Consider the following 14,613-nt stretch of genomic DNA (forward strand, 5'->3'; position numbering starts at 1 on the left):
GAAGGACGTTAGCGCCGGGGGAAACCACGGGCGACCGAGGGCCTCAGGCGTACACCTTGTCGAGGAAGGCGGCCAGATGGCCCCGGGTCCGCTCGATCTGCTCCTGAAGGGTGAGGCTCTCGTCGAAGCGGGTCCCGCTCTCCGGCACCTTCTTCCCGCGCAGGTACAGCGAGCAGGCGAGGTCGGTGCACATGTACGCCCCGACGGAGTTGCCCTCACGTCCGGCCGCTCCCGCCTTGCGGGCGGTCATCAGCGACACACCGCCGCGGGGATGCGTCGTCAGGCACAGCGAACACATGCTGCGCTGCAGAAAGCCCCGCTGCGCCGCCTGGAACCGCATCGCCAGCCCGACGAGCCGCCCCTCGCGCTCGGCGACCAGATAGCTCCGGTCGGGCGCCCCCGGATCCCGCCACCCCAGGAAGTCGAGATCGTCCCAGGGCCGCTCGGCGAGGTCCCGCGGGACGCTCAGACGCTTGGCCTCTCCCTTGGAGCAGTTGACAAACGAGTTGCGGATGTCGTGTTCGGTGAGTGATCTCATGGGAGGGCTCCTGGTCGTCGTCACTGAAACCTAGGGTCCCTAGGTTTCGGGTTCAGGTTAGAAGTATCGACGAAGGGGGAGCCAGTGGATTTCCGTGAGGTCGCCTCGGTTCGGACCCGCGGGTCATCGGCGATGCCGCCCGGACGGGCCGATTCGAACTCCAGGACCTGAAGAAGGTGTGGCACACCCTCGCCCGCTTCGGAGCCCCCGAGGGAGCGGGCACCGCCTACTCCGCGGCCGGGGCCTCCGGTGGCCAGACCCCCGGGGTGAGCACCCCCAGCGCATAGGCGCGGGCCACCAGTTGGGTGCGGTTGGCGGCGTGCCAGCGGGACGACAGCCGGCGCAGGTGGTAGGTGACGCCGTCGGTGGTGAGGCCGGTCTCGCGGGCCGCCCGGGCCGTGGTGGCGCCGGCGGCCAGCAGGGCCAGGATGCGGGCCTCCATGGGGGTGACCCGGGCCTGGCCGGCGGGCGGGGCGGGGGAGGGGACGCGCTCGCCGTCCACGCGCAGCATCACGAGCAGCGCCGGCGTGTCCTCCACCGTGTCGCTCACCGGGTCCGCCGTCAGCTCCCCGTACCGCTCCGCGCCGCCGGGTGCCTCCCAGCGAACCGACACCTGGTAGCGCGAGCGGTGCCGCAGCCGCAGGGCCTCGGCGATGCGCTCCACCTGTGTGGCCTCCCGCGGGCTGAACAGGTCCAGCACGTCACGGCCGCGCAGCCGCCCCGGCGTCGTACCGCACTCCGCGGCCATCGCCGGATTGGCCAGCAGCACCGCGCCGTACACGTCGCACACCGCGACGGGCATCGCGACCCGGTCGAAGAGGAGCAGCGCGCGGTTGCGCCATGTGACGGCCTCCTGTCGCGCCTGGTCCACGAGCTTCTCCTGCCATGCCGGGTCGCCCCGCGCAAGAGCGACGCATCTGCTTGTACTACACAATCATGTAGGGGTGCGGCGCGGCCCGCCGGGTCCCGTGGATCACGCTGGATCGCAGTACTTCCGTACCGCGAAAGGCAGTTGTCGCGTCATGCGCCCCACCGCACCGACCCCCCGGCCCGCAGACGGCCTCACCGGCGTCCCCGTCGCCGACATCTCCGGCACCGGACCCGGGGACGCACCCATCCAGCAAGCGATGGACCTGATGCGCGAGCACGGGCCCGTGTTCGTGCGGCGGCTGTACGGACGCGACACCCTGTTCGTGGGCGACCTGGACCTCGTGGCCGAGCTCGCGGACGAGCAGCGGTTCGCCAAGCACATCGGGCCCGGCCTGGAGAACGTCCGCGAGTTCGCCGCCGACGGTCTGTTCACCGCGTACAACGACGAGCCCAACTGGGCCAAGGCGCACGACATCCTCATGCCCGCCTTCGCGCTCGGCTCGATGCGGACCTACCACCCCGTGATGCTGGAGGTGGCCCGCCGGCTCGTCGCGTCCTGGGACCGCGACGCCCGCGCCGGACGCCCCGTCGACGTGCCCGGCGACATGACCCGCATGACCCTCGACACCATCGGACTGGCCGGGTTCGGCTACGACTTCGGCTCCTTCGAGCGCTCCGAACCGCACCCCTTCGTCGAGTCGATGGTCCGCTGCCTGGAATGGAGCATGACCCGCCTCGCGCGCGTCCCGGGCCAGGACTACTCGGCGCGGGACGCGGCCTTCCGTGACGACGCCGCCTACCTCGCCCAGGTCGTCGACGACGTCATCGCCGCCCGCACCGGCACCGACCAGAGCCAGGCCGACGACCTGCTCGGCCTCATGCTCACCGCCGAGCACCCCGCCGACGGCAGCACACTCGACAGCGCCAACATCCGCAACCAGGTCATCACCTTCCTCATCGCCGGCCACGAGACCACCTCCGGCGCCATGTCCTTCGCCCTGTACTACCTCGCCAAGCACCCCACCGCACTCCAGCTGGTGCAGCGCGAGGTCGACGATCTCTGGGGCGACCAGGCCGACCCCGAACCGGCGTACGACGAGATCGGCCGGCTCACCTACACCCGCCAGGTCCTCAACGAGGCGCTCCGGCTGTGGCCCACGGCAGCCGTCTTCGCCCGGGAGGCCCGCGAGGACACGCTGCTCGGCGGCCGCATCCCGCTGCGCGCCGGGCAGTCCGCCCTGGTGCTCACGCCGATGCTGCACCGCCGGCCCGTCTGGGGCGACAACCCCGAGCTGTTCGACCCCTCCCGCTTCACCGCGGAGGCGGAGGCGGAGCGCCCGGTGCACGCCTTCAAGCCGTTCGGCACCGGTGAGCGTGCCTGCATCGGACGGCAGTTCGCCCTGCACGAGGCGACCATGCTGCTGGCCATGCTCGTCCACCGCTACCGGCTGAGCGACCACGCCGACTACCGGCTCCACGTCAAGGAGACCCTCACCCTCAAGCCGGAGGGCTTCACCCTCACGCTCACCCCGCGCACGACCGCCGACCGCGTCCACACGCCGCTGCCCGGCGCCGCCCCGGTCCGGGACTCCCGGTCGGCCGAACCGCAGGGCCTGCCCGCCCGCGTCCGCCCCGGCACCGCCGCCCTCTTCCTGCACGGCAGCAACTACGGCACCTGCCGCGACTTCGCCGGCCGGCTCGCCGACGAGGCCGCCGCCGTCGGCTGCGAGACCCAGGTGGCGCCCCTGGACGCCTACGCGGACGGCCTGCCCACCGACCGGCCCGTCGTCATCACGGCCGCCTCCTACAACGGCCGCCCCACCGACGACGCCACCGCCTTCGCCGCCCGGCTGGAGGAGACCCACGACCTGTCCGGCGTGACGTACGCCGTCCTCGGCGTCGGCGACCGCAACTGGGCCGCGACCTACCAGCACGTCCCCACCCGGATCGACGAGCGGCTCGCGCAGCTCGGCGCCGCCCGGCTGCTCGACCGCGCCGCCGCCGACGCCTCCGGCGACCTGACCGGCACGGTACGGGAGTTCACGACGGCCCTCCGCGTCGCCCTGCTGGAGCGGTACGGCGACCCGGACGCCACGACCCCGGAACCCCGGCCGACGGCCGCCTACGAGGTCCGCGCCCTGACCGGCGGCCCGCTGGACGCCCTCGCCGAGCGGCACGAGCTCGTCCCCATGCGGGTCACCGAGGCGTACGACCTCACCGCGCCCGGCTACGCACGCCGCAAGCGGTTCGTCCGCGTCGCGCTCCCGGACGGCGTCACCTACCGCACGGCCGACCACCTCACCGTGCTGCCCGCCAACCACCCGGATCTCGTCACCCGCGCCGCCGCGGCGCTCGGCGCCGACCTCGACACCGTCCTGGACATCCGGGCCACCCGCCCGCGCCGCGACGGAGTCGCCGTCGACCGGCCCGTGACGGTACGCCAGCTCCTCACCCACCACGTGGAGTTGCAGGAGCGCCCGAGCGCCGGGCAACTGGCCGCGCTCGCCGCCGCCAACCCGTGCCCGCCGGAGCGCACGGCCCTGGCCGCCCTCACCGACGACCCGCGCACCCTCGTGGAGGTCATCGAGGACCACCCGGCCCTGCGCGGCGCCCTGGACTGGCCGCAACTCCTCGACCTCCTCACCCCGCTGCGCCCGCGCCACTACTCCATCTCCTCCTCGCCCGCCGTCGACTCCGGCCACGTGGACCTGATGGTGTCGCTGCTGGAGGCACCGGCTCGCTCGGGCCGTGGCGTCTACCGGGGCACCGGCTCCGGCTACCTGGCCGGCGTCGAGCCCGGCGACACGGTGTACGCGCGCGTGCAGCCGTGCCGCGAGGCCTTCCGCATCGACGCCACCGCAGGATCCGCACCGGTCGTCATGGTGGCGGCGGGCACCGGCCTCGCCCCGTTCCGCGGCGCCATCGCCGACCGCGCGGCCGCACTCGCGGCAGGTGCCGAACTCGCCCCCGCCGTCTGCTACTTCGGCTGTGACGCGCCCGACGCCGACTTCCTGCACGCCGGTGAACTGCGGGCCGCCGAGACCGCCGGAGCCGTCGCGCTCCGCCCCGCCTTCAGCGAGGCCCCCGAGGGCGAGGTGCGGTTCGTGCAGCACCGCATCGCCGCCGAGGCCGAGGAGGTCTGGGCCCTGCTGGCCGCCGGAGCGCGGGTGTACGTCTGCGGTGACGGTTCGCGGATGGCGCCCGGTGTGCGGGAGGCGTTCCGTACCCTGTACCTGAAGCACACGCCGGGCGCCGACGAGCCGGCCGCCGGGCAGTGGCTCGACGGGCTGGTCGCGGACGGGCGTTACGTCGAGGACGTGTACGCGGCCGGCTGACCGACGGCGACGGGGAGGGGTGGGCACACGGTGGTGGACTCCTGGGAACGGGCCCGGCACATCCTGGAGGCGGCGGGCCTGGATCCCGGCCACCTCGCCCACCTCGCCCCGCTGACCGGGGGCACGTACAACACCGTCGAGGAACTCCGCCTCACCGACGGCACCCGCTATGTGCTCAAGATCCCGCCCGCCGCGGCAGTCCCCGGCCTCCGGCACGAGCGCCGGCTCCTCGTCTCGGAGGCCGAGTTCTACCACTCGGCCGCCCAGGCCGGAGTCCCCGCACCGCAGCTGGTGTCCATGGGGGAGGACTTCCTGCTCATGACGGCCTGCCCGGGCGACACCTGGGACGGCACGCTCACCGACGCGGAACAGACCGCACTGCGCAGGGAGCTGGGAAGCCGGACGGCCCGGCTGCACCGCGTGACCGGCCCCGGCTTCGGCTATCCCTCCGGCGCCCTCGGCCCGCTCGCCCCCGACTGGCGGACCGCGTTCACGACGATGTTTGACGCCGTCCTCGACGACGCCCGGCGCTACGGGGCGCGGCTGCCCCGCCCCGTCGACGCGGTGGCCCGAACCGCCCGGTCCGCGTACGACGCCCTCGACGAGGTCACCGTCCCGTGCCTCGTGCACTTCGACCTGTGGCGGGGCAACATCCTGGTCGACCGCTCGGGCGGCGGCGCCCGCATCGGCGGCCTCATCGACGGGGAGCGCATGTTCTGGGGCGACCCCCTGGCCGACTTCGTCTCCCTGGCGCTGCTGGGGGACATCAGGCAGGACGAGGCGTTCCTGGCGGGCTACCGGGAGGCCGGCGGCAGGGCCCGCTTCGACACCCCGGCCCGCCTCCGGCTGGCCCTGTACCGCGCCTACCTGTACCTGATCATGCTCACCGAGACGATTCCGCGCGAGGTCGGAGAGGAACAGGAGCGCTGGGTGCAGGAGGCGGTCGCTCCGGAACTGGTCGCGGCTCTGGACGAGATCGAGGGGGCCTCTCGGCCTCCCCGTGGGCGCACATCGTGAACACCCTGCCGGAGCGGGCTGCGCGCTGAGGTTTCTCAGGTCACCGCGGAGGTACTCGCGTGGCGCCCGGACCAGTGAAGGGAGCACGCCGTGACCGACCACCGCCTCGAAGGACCCGGCGAGAACGGTGACCCCGTGCCGCGGGACATGCCGGACCAGCAGGCCGACGCCGGCGAGGACCCGTGGGAGGTCGCCCCGCGCTTCACGGGCACCGGCAAGGACCGCGAGGACGACGAGGACGAGGCCGGCGAGCCTGTCGACGATGTCCCCGACACCGACGAAGCGGGGACGGGACGGCAGGGAGAACCGCGCTCGGGAACCGTCCACCCCGAGCATCCGACGCCGGACGAGTCCTCCGCCTGATCCTCCGCCTGAGCGCCGATGGCCGCAGCCGACCGTGGGGGCCGGCTGCGGCCATCGGTCGTCTCGCTGGGGGGCCCGCGGTCAGCCCACCTTGCGTCCCCGCATCGGTTCCGTGCGGGCGCCCGCGCCCTGCTGGAGGCCCTGGAAGAACTCCTCCAGCACCTCCGTCGCCGTACGCTCCGGCAGCCAGCCGAGTTCCGCACGCGCACGCGTGCAGTCCATCAGGGGCAGCCGCAGCACCGCGTCGAACAGATGCGGGGAGGCGGGCAGCAGGTGCAGGCCCCAGGCGGCGGCGATCGCCGAACGGGCCGCGGTGCGCGGCAGCCGTACCGGACGCGCACCGAGCATCTCGCCCAGCACCTGTGCGTCGACCGACTGCTCGGCCGCCAGGTTGAAGGCCCCCCGGGCGTCGGAGTGCACGGCCAGCCGGTACGCGTTCGCCGCGTCGTCCGTGTGCAGCGCCTGCACCCGCAGCCCCGGGATGTCGGGCAGGAAGGGCAGCAGTTCCGGGCGGATGAGCGGGCCGGGCAGGAAACGCCCGCCGAAGATCCGGCGCTGCTCGCTCGCGGACTGCCGCTTGAAGAGGAAGGCGGGCCGCATCCGCACCACCCGCGTCTCGGGGTGGTCGCGCTCGAACGTGTCCAGCGCGCGCTCCAGATAGGCCTTCTCCCGGCAGTACGCGGCGTCCGGCCAGCCGTGCGTCGGCCACGACTCGTCCACCGCCCGGTCCTTCGGGCCCGGCGAGTACGCGCCGACCGACGAGGCGTGCACCAGCGCCGGCACACCTGCGGCGGCCACCGCTTCGAACACCCGCATGCTGCCGAGCACATTGGTGCGCCAGGTCGCCGCCGGGTCGTGCGTCGGCTGGAACGCCCAGGCCAGATGGACCACCGCGGCGGCGCCCTGGAACTGCTCGGCCAGCTCGGACTCCTCGGAGGCCAGGTCGACCGCCGACCAGTCCGTCTTCGGCGGCGACCAGTCGGGGATCCGCCGGGCCAGGCCCAGCACGGAGGTGACCTCCGGATCCTCCGAGAGGCGGCGCACGACGCTGGTGCCCACGTTGCCGGTGGCGCCCGTGACGACGATCCTCATGCCCGTTCCGCTGCTCACCATCCGCTCCTCTCGGCCGCGACCGTCCTCAGAGATGACCGAGTACCCGGACCGGGCCGAATGCACCTGGGCAGCCGGGCAGCCGGGCAGGCGCGGGCAGAGGAAAGCCCCGGCCGGACGGGGGAATCACGGCCGGGGCGGCTCCGGAGGTGGGCGTGAGGCCCGGGACACCGTCCCGGCCACACCCACGTGTTGTTCAACGAGGAACTACCTTTGGGTGTTCCGGGCTCGAACCTCCTTGGCGGTGATGTGTGTCACCGCTCCTCGTGCCCCGGAAGGATCTCGGCCCACAGGTTCTCGGCCTGGAGCAGCAGCGTGCCCAGCACCGCCGTGTGCTCGGCGCCCAGCCCGGCGTGTTCGCGCAGCCTGTCCTGCAGGTACCGGTGCAGCTCCCGCATCCTCTCCTCCCGCCGGCCGTCCGGGTGGGGATCCACGCTGCCGTTGAGCAGGCGGTCGGCCTCCGCGTCGCAGACGCCCCCGAGCAGGTCCAGCAGATCCGCGTACGAGCGAAGGGCCGCGCCCTCGGGCGGGGCGGGCGTGCGGTTGTCGTCCACGGCCACCGCGAGCGCCCGGGTCAGGGCGGTGACGTGCCCGATGACGCGGCCGAGGCGTTCGTCCTCGTCCGGCGGCGGCAGGGGCATGTGCGGAACGCGGTGCAGGGCGCGCAGCGGGCCGTGGGTCAGGCGCAGGCTCTCCTGGCTCCAGCGGCGCGCCTGGCGCAACGCGTCCAGCCGGTGCTCCAGCCGTGCCGAGGCGTTGAGCCAGCCGGCGGCGGTCTGTGCGTCCCAGTCGCCGTCGTACAGGTCCGCGGCGACGGAGCGCAGCACGTCGCCCGATTCCCGGGGGAGGGCCGCCAGGTTCTCGCGGACGTCCCGGAGGTGGATCGGCGGCAGCACGAGCGCGTTGACGGCCACGCCGATGACCGCGCCGAGAGCCGCCTGCCCCACCCGGTGCCCGACGCCGTCCAGCCCGGCCATGCCCGAGGTGAGGGTGAACAGGGCCGTGGTCGCCGCGTAGATGCCCTGGTCGCCGAAGCGAGGCCAGTTCGAGAGCAGCATCAGCACCGGGATGGACAGGGCGAGCGCACCCGTCGTGTCGCCGGTGAGGGCCAGCGCCGCCGAGGCCAGCACGGTGCCGACGCAGACAGCCCCGAACTGCCGTGCGCCCTGCACCAGCGAGCTGTAGACGGTGGCCTGCACCAGCACCAGCGCGACCCACGGCGCCATGAGGGCCAGCGGGTCACCCATCCAGACGCCGCCCACGAGCCAGGCGATCACCGCCGCCGCGGCGGCCTTGAGCGACTGGACGACCAGGTCCCGCTCCCGCCCGGGCCTCCGCCAGGCGGCCCGCACGGCATCCACGGCCGTCCGCGCCTCCCGCCGCACGGCATCCAGCGGCCGCATGGAGCGGACCCCCTGCCCGAGATCCCCCATACGGGCCCGCAACGCATCGGCGGCCACCCGGCTGTCCGCCGCCGTCCGCGCACGCCCCTCACGAGCCGACGGGATGTCCGTCCCCTGACCGGACGGCGCCCCGCGGGCCGCCCGGCCGTCCGTCTCGCTGTGGGGCCGTGTCCCTTGGGCAGCCCGGCTGTCGCTCGTCTGGTGGGGTCCGGTCTTCCGGGCCGGGGGGTTGGCTGTCGCTCTGTCCGGCCGTTCCTGCCGGGTCGTCCGGCTGTCGCTCGTCTCGTCAGGCCCCGCCTCCCGGGCCGACGGGCCGTCCTCCGGCCCATCGGCCCCCTTCCCTCGTGCCGGCCGGCTGTCCGTCGCCTCGTCGGGTCCCGCCCCCCGGGTCGGCCCCCCGGAGGGGCCGGTGTCGTTCGCCGTTGCGCATTCGTCCTTTCGGCGGCCGAAGACGTGAGCCGCCCGTCGAACCACACTCCTCACACGCGTCATGCGCGGCGAGTATCCGCGTGACCGGGGGTTTCACGCCGCCTCATGCGAGCGGACCGTCCCGCAGGGACGACAGAAGGTGCGCGGGGTCGGCGTAGACGGCGTCCGCGCCGGACTTCTCCAGGTCGGTGCGCGGAATGCCGCCGCACAGGACGCCCACACAGCGCACCCCGGCGCGGCTGCCCGCCCGCATGTCCCACACGGTGTCCCCGACGAAGACCGCCCGCTCCGCCGGCACCCCGGCCAGACCGAGGGCGTGCTCGACCGGCTCGGGCGCGGGCTTGCCCGCGTCCACGTCGTCGGCGCTGGCCGTGGCGGTGATGGCGTCGTCCGCGTCGATGGCCCGGCGCAGCGCGCTCAGCTCCGCGCCACCGGCAGAGGTGGCCAGCACCACCGTCCAGCCGTCCCGGTGCAGCCGCCGCAGCAGCGCTCCCGCCTCCGGCAGCGCCGGCAGCCGGTCGAAGTACTGCCCGTACAGCGCCTTGTGCGCGGCGCTGATCTCCGCGTCCTGGTCCGTGTCCCGGTCCTCGCCGAGCAGGTGCGCGACGAGGTCGGTGGAGGCCAGGCCCACGGCCCGGTGAACGGCGTGCATCGGCACGTCGTGGCCCGCCTGCCGGAAGGCCTCCCACCACGTCACGACGTGCAGGTGGTTGGTGTCGACCAGTGTGCCGTCGACGTCGAACACGGCCGCCCGTTCCGACTTCGCCATGCGTACGATCCCTTCGTGTCGGCCCGCTCCGAGGCCCGCCCGGGTACCACGTCAGCCGCCCGCCACGCCGGACGGCACCCGCCGCTCACGGGTCCAGGCCAGCAGTTCCTCCATGGACCACGTGGTCACCACCCGCTCCGGCGGCACCCCGCACTCCTCCGCCCGCGCGCACCCGTTGATCTGCCAGTCCAGCTGCCCCGGCGCGTGCGCGTCGGTGTCGACGGAGAACAGCACGCCCGCCTCCACCGCCCGGCGCAGCAGCCGCCGCGGCGGGTCGAGCCGCTCCGGCCGGCTGTTGATCTCCAGGGCCGTGCCCGTCTGCGCGCAGGCCGCGAACACCTCGTCCGCGTCGAACTCCGACTCGGGCCGCCCCCGCCCGGTCAGCAGCCGCCCCGTGCAGTGCCCGAGCACGTCCGAGTGGGGATCACGGACGGCGGCCACCATCCGCCGGGTCATCGAACGGGCGTCCATGCGCAGCTTGGAGTGCACGGACACCACCACGACGTCGAGCCGGTCCAGCAGCTCCGGCTCCTGGTCGAGCGAGCCGTCCTCGAGGATGTCGCACTCGATGCCGGTCAGCAGCCGGAACGGGGCCCAGGTCTCGTTCAGCTCCGCCACCACGTCCAGCTGCTCCCGCAGCCGGTCGGCCGACAGCCCGCGGGCCACCGTCAGGCGCGGCGAGTGATCGGTCAGCGCCGCCCACTCGTGCCCCAGCGCCGCCGCGGCCCGGCCCATCTCCTCGATCGGGCTGCCGCCGTCCGACCAGTCGGAGTGCAGATGGCAGTCGCCGCGCAGCAGAGCCCGCAGCTTCTCGCCGCCCCGGACGGCCGGCGGCTCCTTCGCCTCGCCCTCCAGTTTCCGCAGATAGCCGGGCACCTCACCGGCCAGTGCCTCCCGCACCACCTGCGCGGTCTTCGGACCGACCCCTCTGAGCGACTCCAGCGACCCGGCGTCCGCCCGCCGGCGCACCTCGTCCTCGCCCAGTTCCCTCAGCACCCGGGACGCCGTACGGAAGGCGCGCACGCGGTACGTCGGCGCCAGGGACCGCTCCAGCAGAAAGGCGATCCGGTCCAGTGCCTCGACGGGATCCATCGCCACCTCCACCTCAAGGGTTCCCCAGCGCCCGGCGGGCCGCACGACGGGCGCGCGGTTTGCCCGGTACGCACCCGGGTACTGCGATGCCTCGTCCCGAACGCCCCGACGAGGAGGCCCCGCCATGTCCGCTCCCACCGCGCCGCCCAGCAAGGTCGCCGTGATCACCGGCGCCGACTCCGGCATCGGCCGGGCCACCGCCGTACGGCTGGCCCAGGCGGGCATGGACGTCGGCATCACCTGGCACAGCGACCACAAGGGAGCGGAGGAGACGGCCGAGGAGGTCCGGGCGCACGGGCAGCGGGCCGAGGTCGCCCGGATGGACCTCACCCGGCTGCCCGACGCCGCCGACACCGTCGACGAGCTGTGCGAGCGCCTCGGCCGGCTCGACGTGCTGGTCAACAACGCCGGCACCGGCACCATGACGCCCTTCCTCGACCTGGAGCTGTCCGACGTACGCGAGGTCCTGGACGTCGATCTGGTCGGGCCGTTCCTGTGCGGGCAGAAGGCGGCCCGGCAGATGATCCGGCAGGGCGACGGCGGGCGGATCGTCAACGTCACGTCCGTGCACGAGCACCAGCCGCGCGTGGGAGCCGCCCCGTACTGCGCGGCCAAGGGCGGTCTCGGTCTGCTCACGCAGGTCATGGCGCTCGAACTCGCGGAGTACCGCATCACCGTCAACGCCGTCGCCCCCGGTGAGATCTCCACGCCCATGACCGGGCAGGAGGACACCGACCCGCACACCGAGAACCGCCCCGGCGTGCCGCTGGGACGGCCCGGCGACGCCCGCGAGGTCGCCGCCGTCATCGCCTTCCTCGCCGGCCCGGACGCCTCGTACGTCACCGGCGCATCCTGGAGCGTCGACGGCGGCATGCTCCGCATGGGCCCGCAGGCCGGCTCGCACCTGACGAGCGACGACTGGCGCCGCCCCTGACTGAACCCCGCACTACCGCCGGTTGCGTTCTAGGCTCGATGCATGACCGAAAGCGCGAGCCCCTACATATCCCACCCTCGGATCATGGTGCTCGGGGTACAGCCGGGCACACCGCCGTTCCGGATCGTGCAGATCGACGGCCAGGTGGTCGGGGAGGCCAAGGCCCTCACCGACGTTCTGGCGGCCGCCGCCGCGTTCGGCATCACGGTCCACGACCTGGACGACCCGGACGTGGTCCGCTGGGTCGGCGGCGACAAGTTCACCTGGACCGTGCACTAGGCCCGAACCGTGCACCAGGCCCGAACCGTGCATCAGGCTTGGACCGTGCGCTAGGACTTCCCGGGCGCCCGCTTCCGCCCCGCCCGGCCGCCGCGCGGCCCGCGCGCGTGGACCACGCGGCTCAGCCGGCGGCCCAGGAGCAGGTAACCGATCAGCGCCCCCGCGGTGTTCAGGATGACGTCGTCGATGTCGAAGGCGCGGCCGGTGACCAGCGCGCCCTGGGCGAACTCCACCAGCAGCATCACCACGGCGGTCAGCAGCAGCACGCGCAGGATGCCGCGGGTGCGCGGGGCGACGACGGGCACGAGCACGCCGAAGGGGACGCCCAGCAGGATGTTGCCGCCGATCTGCCGGACGGCGTCCCGCAGTTCCGGCTGGTCGAGATAGGCCCTCAGCGAGCGGCCCGGATGCAGATTGGTGTGGGTCAGCGCCTCCGACGCGGGCGAGGGCTGGAGCGTGAGCCGGGCCAGCACCACGGCGAAGGCCACCATGAACGTGAAGGCGCACAGCATCGCCAGCAGCCGCACGGGCAGCGGCAACCGGCGTCGCTCGCGGCCGGAGCCGGCCGTACGGGGACGTGAGGCTGCACCGGCCATTGTGTCCTCCAGTCTTCAACTTCCCTGCGTGATAAGGCGGTTACCCACGGGCGCCCCGACGATGCCGCCGGGGGCCGTTACCGGCCACGGTTTCCCCGCCGTCCGCCGGGGCACTCCGCCCTGGGAGCCGCCGCGCGCCGTCGCGTCCCGCAGCCGGGGCGGTGCTTGGATGACCGCCACAACGATCAGCGCCCGTGGAGGTGGCGTGTGAACCGGCGTACGACGCTCCGCGCCATGGCCGAGGTACCGCTGTGGTGGGCCGCGCTCACCGCGCTGTGGCTGGTGTTCGTCACCACCGTCGACCCGCTGGAACTCGCGGTCGGCGCGGGCGCGGCCCTCCTCGGGGCGCTCGCGGCGCGCGGCGCGCGACGGGCGGTGACCGGACGGTGAACGGCTGGATCCTCGCCGCGACGCTCACCCTCGCCGCAGGCCTGACGGCGGCCCTGTGGGGTGTAGCCACCGGACCGCTGCGGCGCCGGGTCGTCGCCCAGAACCTGTCGACGGCGGTGGCCTGCCCGGGCCTGCTGCTCCTCGCCCAGGGCTACGATCGGCCGTCCTACGTCGATCTCGCGCTGGTCCTCGCCCTGCTCGGCCCGGTCGGCACGCTCGTCTTCGCCCGGCTGCTCGCCGGGGAGCTGGCCGCGGACCCGCCCCGCGCCCGGGGCGTGACCTGGGCGGCGGCCGGTCTCGCAGCCGTGGTCGTGCTGGCGCTGTGCGCGGTCACCGGGCCGGGCCGGGCGATGGCCAAGCTCCTGGTGACGGGCGCCCTGCTGATCGGCGGCAACCTCGTCGCCTCGCGGGCGCTGACCGGCGCGGCCGGAGAGACCGGAGGGACAGGCCGTGGATAGCGCCGGGCAGGGGAGAGGGCAGCCGTGGACCAAGCCGTGATCGCCGTCGCGCTGGTGCTGGTCGCCGCCTCCGCGACCGTCGCCGTGGCCACCCGTGACCCCGTCCGTCAGGCCCTCGTGCTGTCCGTCCTCGGTGTCGTGCTCGCCGTGCTGTTCACCGTGCTCCAGGCCCCCGACGTCGGACTGTCGCAGCTCGCGGTCGGCTCCGCGCTGACGCCGCTGTTGCTGCTGCTGACGGTCCGCAAGGTGCGACGGCGCGGGCAACGCGAGCGGAGCGGGAAGTGAGCCCGCGCACGCGGCTGTGGCTGGTCGCCGTGGGCGGCGCGGGCGTCGCCGCGCTGCTCGTCGCGGCCTGTTTCGGCCTGCCGGCCTTCGGAGGCGACCACCACCCCTACGGCGACCGGGCCGTCGAGGCGTCCCTGGCCCACCGCACCGCCAACACCATCGCCTCCGTCAACTTCGACCAGCGGGCCTTCGACACCCTCGGCGAGCTGACCATCCTGTTCGCGGCCGTGCTCGGCTGCGTCGTCCTGCTGCGCCAGACCCGCGACGAGCACCGGGCCCGGCCCGAACCCGCCGAGGTCGCCCCGCCCGTACGCCGCTACGCCCTGCTCGTGCTGCCCGTCGCCCTGCTCACCGGCCTCTACGTCATCGCACACGGGCAGCTCAGCCCCGGCGGCGGCTTCCAGGGCGGCGTGGCCGCCGCGACCGCCCTCCACCTGCTCTACCTGGGCGCCGACTACCGCGCCCTGGAGCGCGTCCGGCCGGTCGGCCTGTACGAGGTCGGCGACGCGGTCGCCGTCTGCGCCTACCTCGTCACGGGCGTCGCGGCGCTGCTCGGCGGCGCCGCCTTCCTCGCCAACACGCTGCTGCCGCACGGCACGTTCAACACGCTGTCCTCCGGCGGCACCGTGCCGCTGCTCAACGCGGCCGTCGGCATGGAGGTCGCCTGCGCCGTCGTCGTGCTGCTCGCCCGCTTCCTGGACCAGGCCGTCGAGATCGAGGAGGAGAGCGGAACGTGAGGCCGCTG

General features: G+C 74.0%; 16 protein-coding genes and 1 pseudogene. 10 read left to right on the plus strand and 7 right to left on the minus strand.

Features of this window, described 5'->3' with window-relative positions; translation table 11 throughout:
• Positions 1–43: 43 nt before the first annotated feature.
• Positions 44–538 (minus strand): FBP domain-containing protein, encoded by a 495-nt coding sequence (locus tag ACH4G3_RS21895; protein ID WP_397626068.1) that lies wholly within the window; start codon positions 536–538, stop codon positions 44–46.
• Positions 539–651: 113 nt separating this feature from the next.
• On the opposite strand from ACH4G3_RS21895, the pseudogene ACH4G3_RS21900 reads away from it, so the two are divergent.
• A pseudogene (locus ACH4G3_RS21900) lies at positions 652–825 on the plus strand (DUF3626 domain-containing protein); the annotation flags it as partial.
• Here ACH4G3_RS21900 and ACH4G3_RS21905 read toward each other — a convergent pair.
• Positions 765–1,409 carry a PAS domain S-box protein gene (locus ACH4G3_RS21905; RefSeq protein WP_397626069.1) on the minus strand — a complete coding sequence of 215 codons (645 nt, stop codon included), beginning with the start codon at positions 1,407–1,409 and terminating at the stop codon, positions 765–767. The pseudogene ACH4G3_RS21900 and the gene ACH4G3_RS21905 overlap by 61 nt on opposite strands.
• 151 nt (positions 1,410–1,560) lie before the next feature.
• Here ACH4G3_RS21905 and ACH4G3_RS21910 point away from each other — a divergent pair, with 151 nt between their 5' ends.
• The 3 genes from ACH4G3_RS21910 (at position 1,561) to ACH4G3_RS21920 (ending at position 6,123) form a co-directional block, all read left to right on the plus strand.
• The gene (locus ACH4G3_RS21910; RefSeq protein WP_397626070.1) at positions 1,561–4,743 is read left to right on the plus strand and encodes a cytochrome P450; all 3,183 of its coding nucleotides are present in this window, start codon (positions 1,561–1,563) and stop codon (positions 4,741–4,743) included.
• 30 nt (positions 4,744–4,773) lie between these two features.
• Positions 4,774–5,760, plus strand: coding sequence for a phosphotransferase family protein (locus tag ACH4G3_RS21915; protein WP_397626071.1), 987 nt, complete (start codon positions 4,774–4,776; stop codon positions 5,758–5,760).
• A 90-nt stretch (positions 5,761–5,850) separates the two neighbouring features.
• Positions 5,851–6,123 (plus strand): hypothetical protein, encoded by a 273-nt coding sequence (locus tag ACH4G3_RS21920; RefSeq protein WP_397626072.1) that lies wholly within the window; start codon positions 5,851–5,853, stop codon positions 6,121–6,123.
• 81 nt (positions 6,124–6,204) lie between these two features.
• Here the strand turns inward: ACH4G3_RS21920 and ACH4G3_RS21925 are convergent, their stop codons facing one another.
• The 4 genes from ACH4G3_RS21925 to ACH4G3_RS21940 all read right to left on the minus strand — a co-directional run bounded on the left by ACH4G3_RS21925 (position 6,205) and on the right by ACH4G3_RS21940 (position 10,926).
• Positions 6,205–7,233 carry an SDR family oxidoreductase gene (locus ACH4G3_RS21925; protein ID WP_397626073.1) on the minus strand — a complete coding sequence of 343 codons (1,029 nt, stop codon included), beginning with the start codon at positions 7,231–7,233 and terminating at the stop codon, positions 6,205–6,207.
• 254 nt (positions 7,234–7,487) lie between these two features.
• Positions 7,488–8,636 (minus strand): FUSC family protein, encoded by a 1,149-nt coding sequence (locus tag ACH4G3_RS21930; RefSeq protein ID WP_397626074.1) that lies wholly within the window; start codon positions 8,634–8,636, stop codon positions 7,488–7,490.
• A 532-nt stretch (positions 8,637–9,168) separates the two neighbouring features.
• Complete coding sequence (locus tag ACH4G3_RS21935; protein ID WP_397626075.1) at positions 9,169–9,834, minus strand: HAD family hydrolase; 666 nt, start codon at positions 9,832–9,834, stop codon at positions 9,169–9,171.
• 51 nt (positions 9,835–9,885) lie between these two features.
• Entirely contained in the window at positions 9,886–10,926 is a 1,041-nt protein-coding gene (locus ACH4G3_RS21940; protein WP_397626076.1) for a PHP domain-containing protein, read from the minus strand.
• Between the two features lie 124 nt (positions 10,927–11,050).
• Here ACH4G3_RS21940 and ACH4G3_RS21945 point away from each other — a divergent pair, with 124 nt between their 5' ends.
• Complete coding sequence (locus ACH4G3_RS21945) at positions 11,051–11,860, plus strand: SDR family oxidoreductase (protein WP_397626077.1); 810 nt, start codon at positions 11,051–11,053, stop codon at positions 11,858–11,860.
• 42 nt (positions 11,861–11,902) lie between these two features.
• Entirely contained in the window at positions 11,903–12,139 is a 237-nt protein-coding gene (locus ACH4G3_RS21950; RefSeq protein ID WP_029181226.1) for a hypothetical protein, read from the plus strand.
• A 50-nt stretch (positions 12,140–12,189) separates the two neighbouring features.
• Here ACH4G3_RS21950 and ACH4G3_RS21955 read toward each other — a convergent pair whose 3' ends face one another.
• Positions 12,190–12,735 (minus strand): VanZ family protein, encoded by a 546-nt coding sequence (locus tag ACH4G3_RS21955; protein WP_397626078.1) that lies wholly within the window; start codon positions 12,733–12,735, stop codon positions 12,190–12,192.
• Positions 12,736–12,942: 207 nt separating this feature from the next.
• On the opposite strand from ACH4G3_RS21955, the gene ACH4G3_RS21960 reads away from it, so the two are divergent.
• From ACH4G3_RS21960 to ACH4G3_RS21975, 4 genes are read left to right on the plus strand one after another with little or no spacing between them, the layout of a single operon-like run.
• A complete protein-coding gene (locus ACH4G3_RS21960) occupies positions 12,943–13,125 on the plus strand; it encodes a hypothetical protein (protein ID WP_397626079.1) in 183 nt (60 codons plus the stop codon).
• The gene (locus tag ACH4G3_RS21965; RefSeq protein ID WP_397626080.1) at positions 13,122–13,583 is read left to right on the plus strand and encodes a monovalent cation/H+ antiporter complex subunit F; all 462 of its coding nucleotides are present in this window, start codon (positions 13,122–13,124) and stop codon (positions 13,581–13,583) included. The genes ACH4G3_RS21960 and ACH4G3_RS21965 overlap by 4 nt, the downstream gene beginning before the upstream one ends.
• A gap of 24 nt (positions 13,584–13,607) precedes the next feature.
• A complete protein-coding gene (locus ACH4G3_RS21970) occupies positions 13,608–13,868 on the plus strand; it encodes a hydrogenase subunit MbhD domain-containing protein (RefSeq protein ID WP_397626081.1) in 261 nt (86 codons plus the stop codon).
• Positions 13,865–14,605: an MnhB domain-containing protein gene (locus ACH4G3_RS21975; RefSeq protein ID WP_397626082.1), complete on the plus strand. Its 741-nt coding sequence runs from the start codon at positions 13,865–13,867 to the stop codon at positions 14,603–14,605. Before ACH4G3_RS21970 ends, ACH4G3_RS21975 begins: the two co-directional genes overlap by 4 nt.
• The last annotated feature ends 8 nt before the right edge of the window (positions 14,606–14,613 follow it).

Origin of the sequence: Streptomyces afghaniensis, assembly GCF_044327915.1 — a bacterium.
Taxonomy (GTDB): domain Bacteria; phylum Actinomycetota; class Actinomycetes; order Streptomycetales; family Streptomycetaceae; genus Streptomyces; species Streptomyces afghaniensis.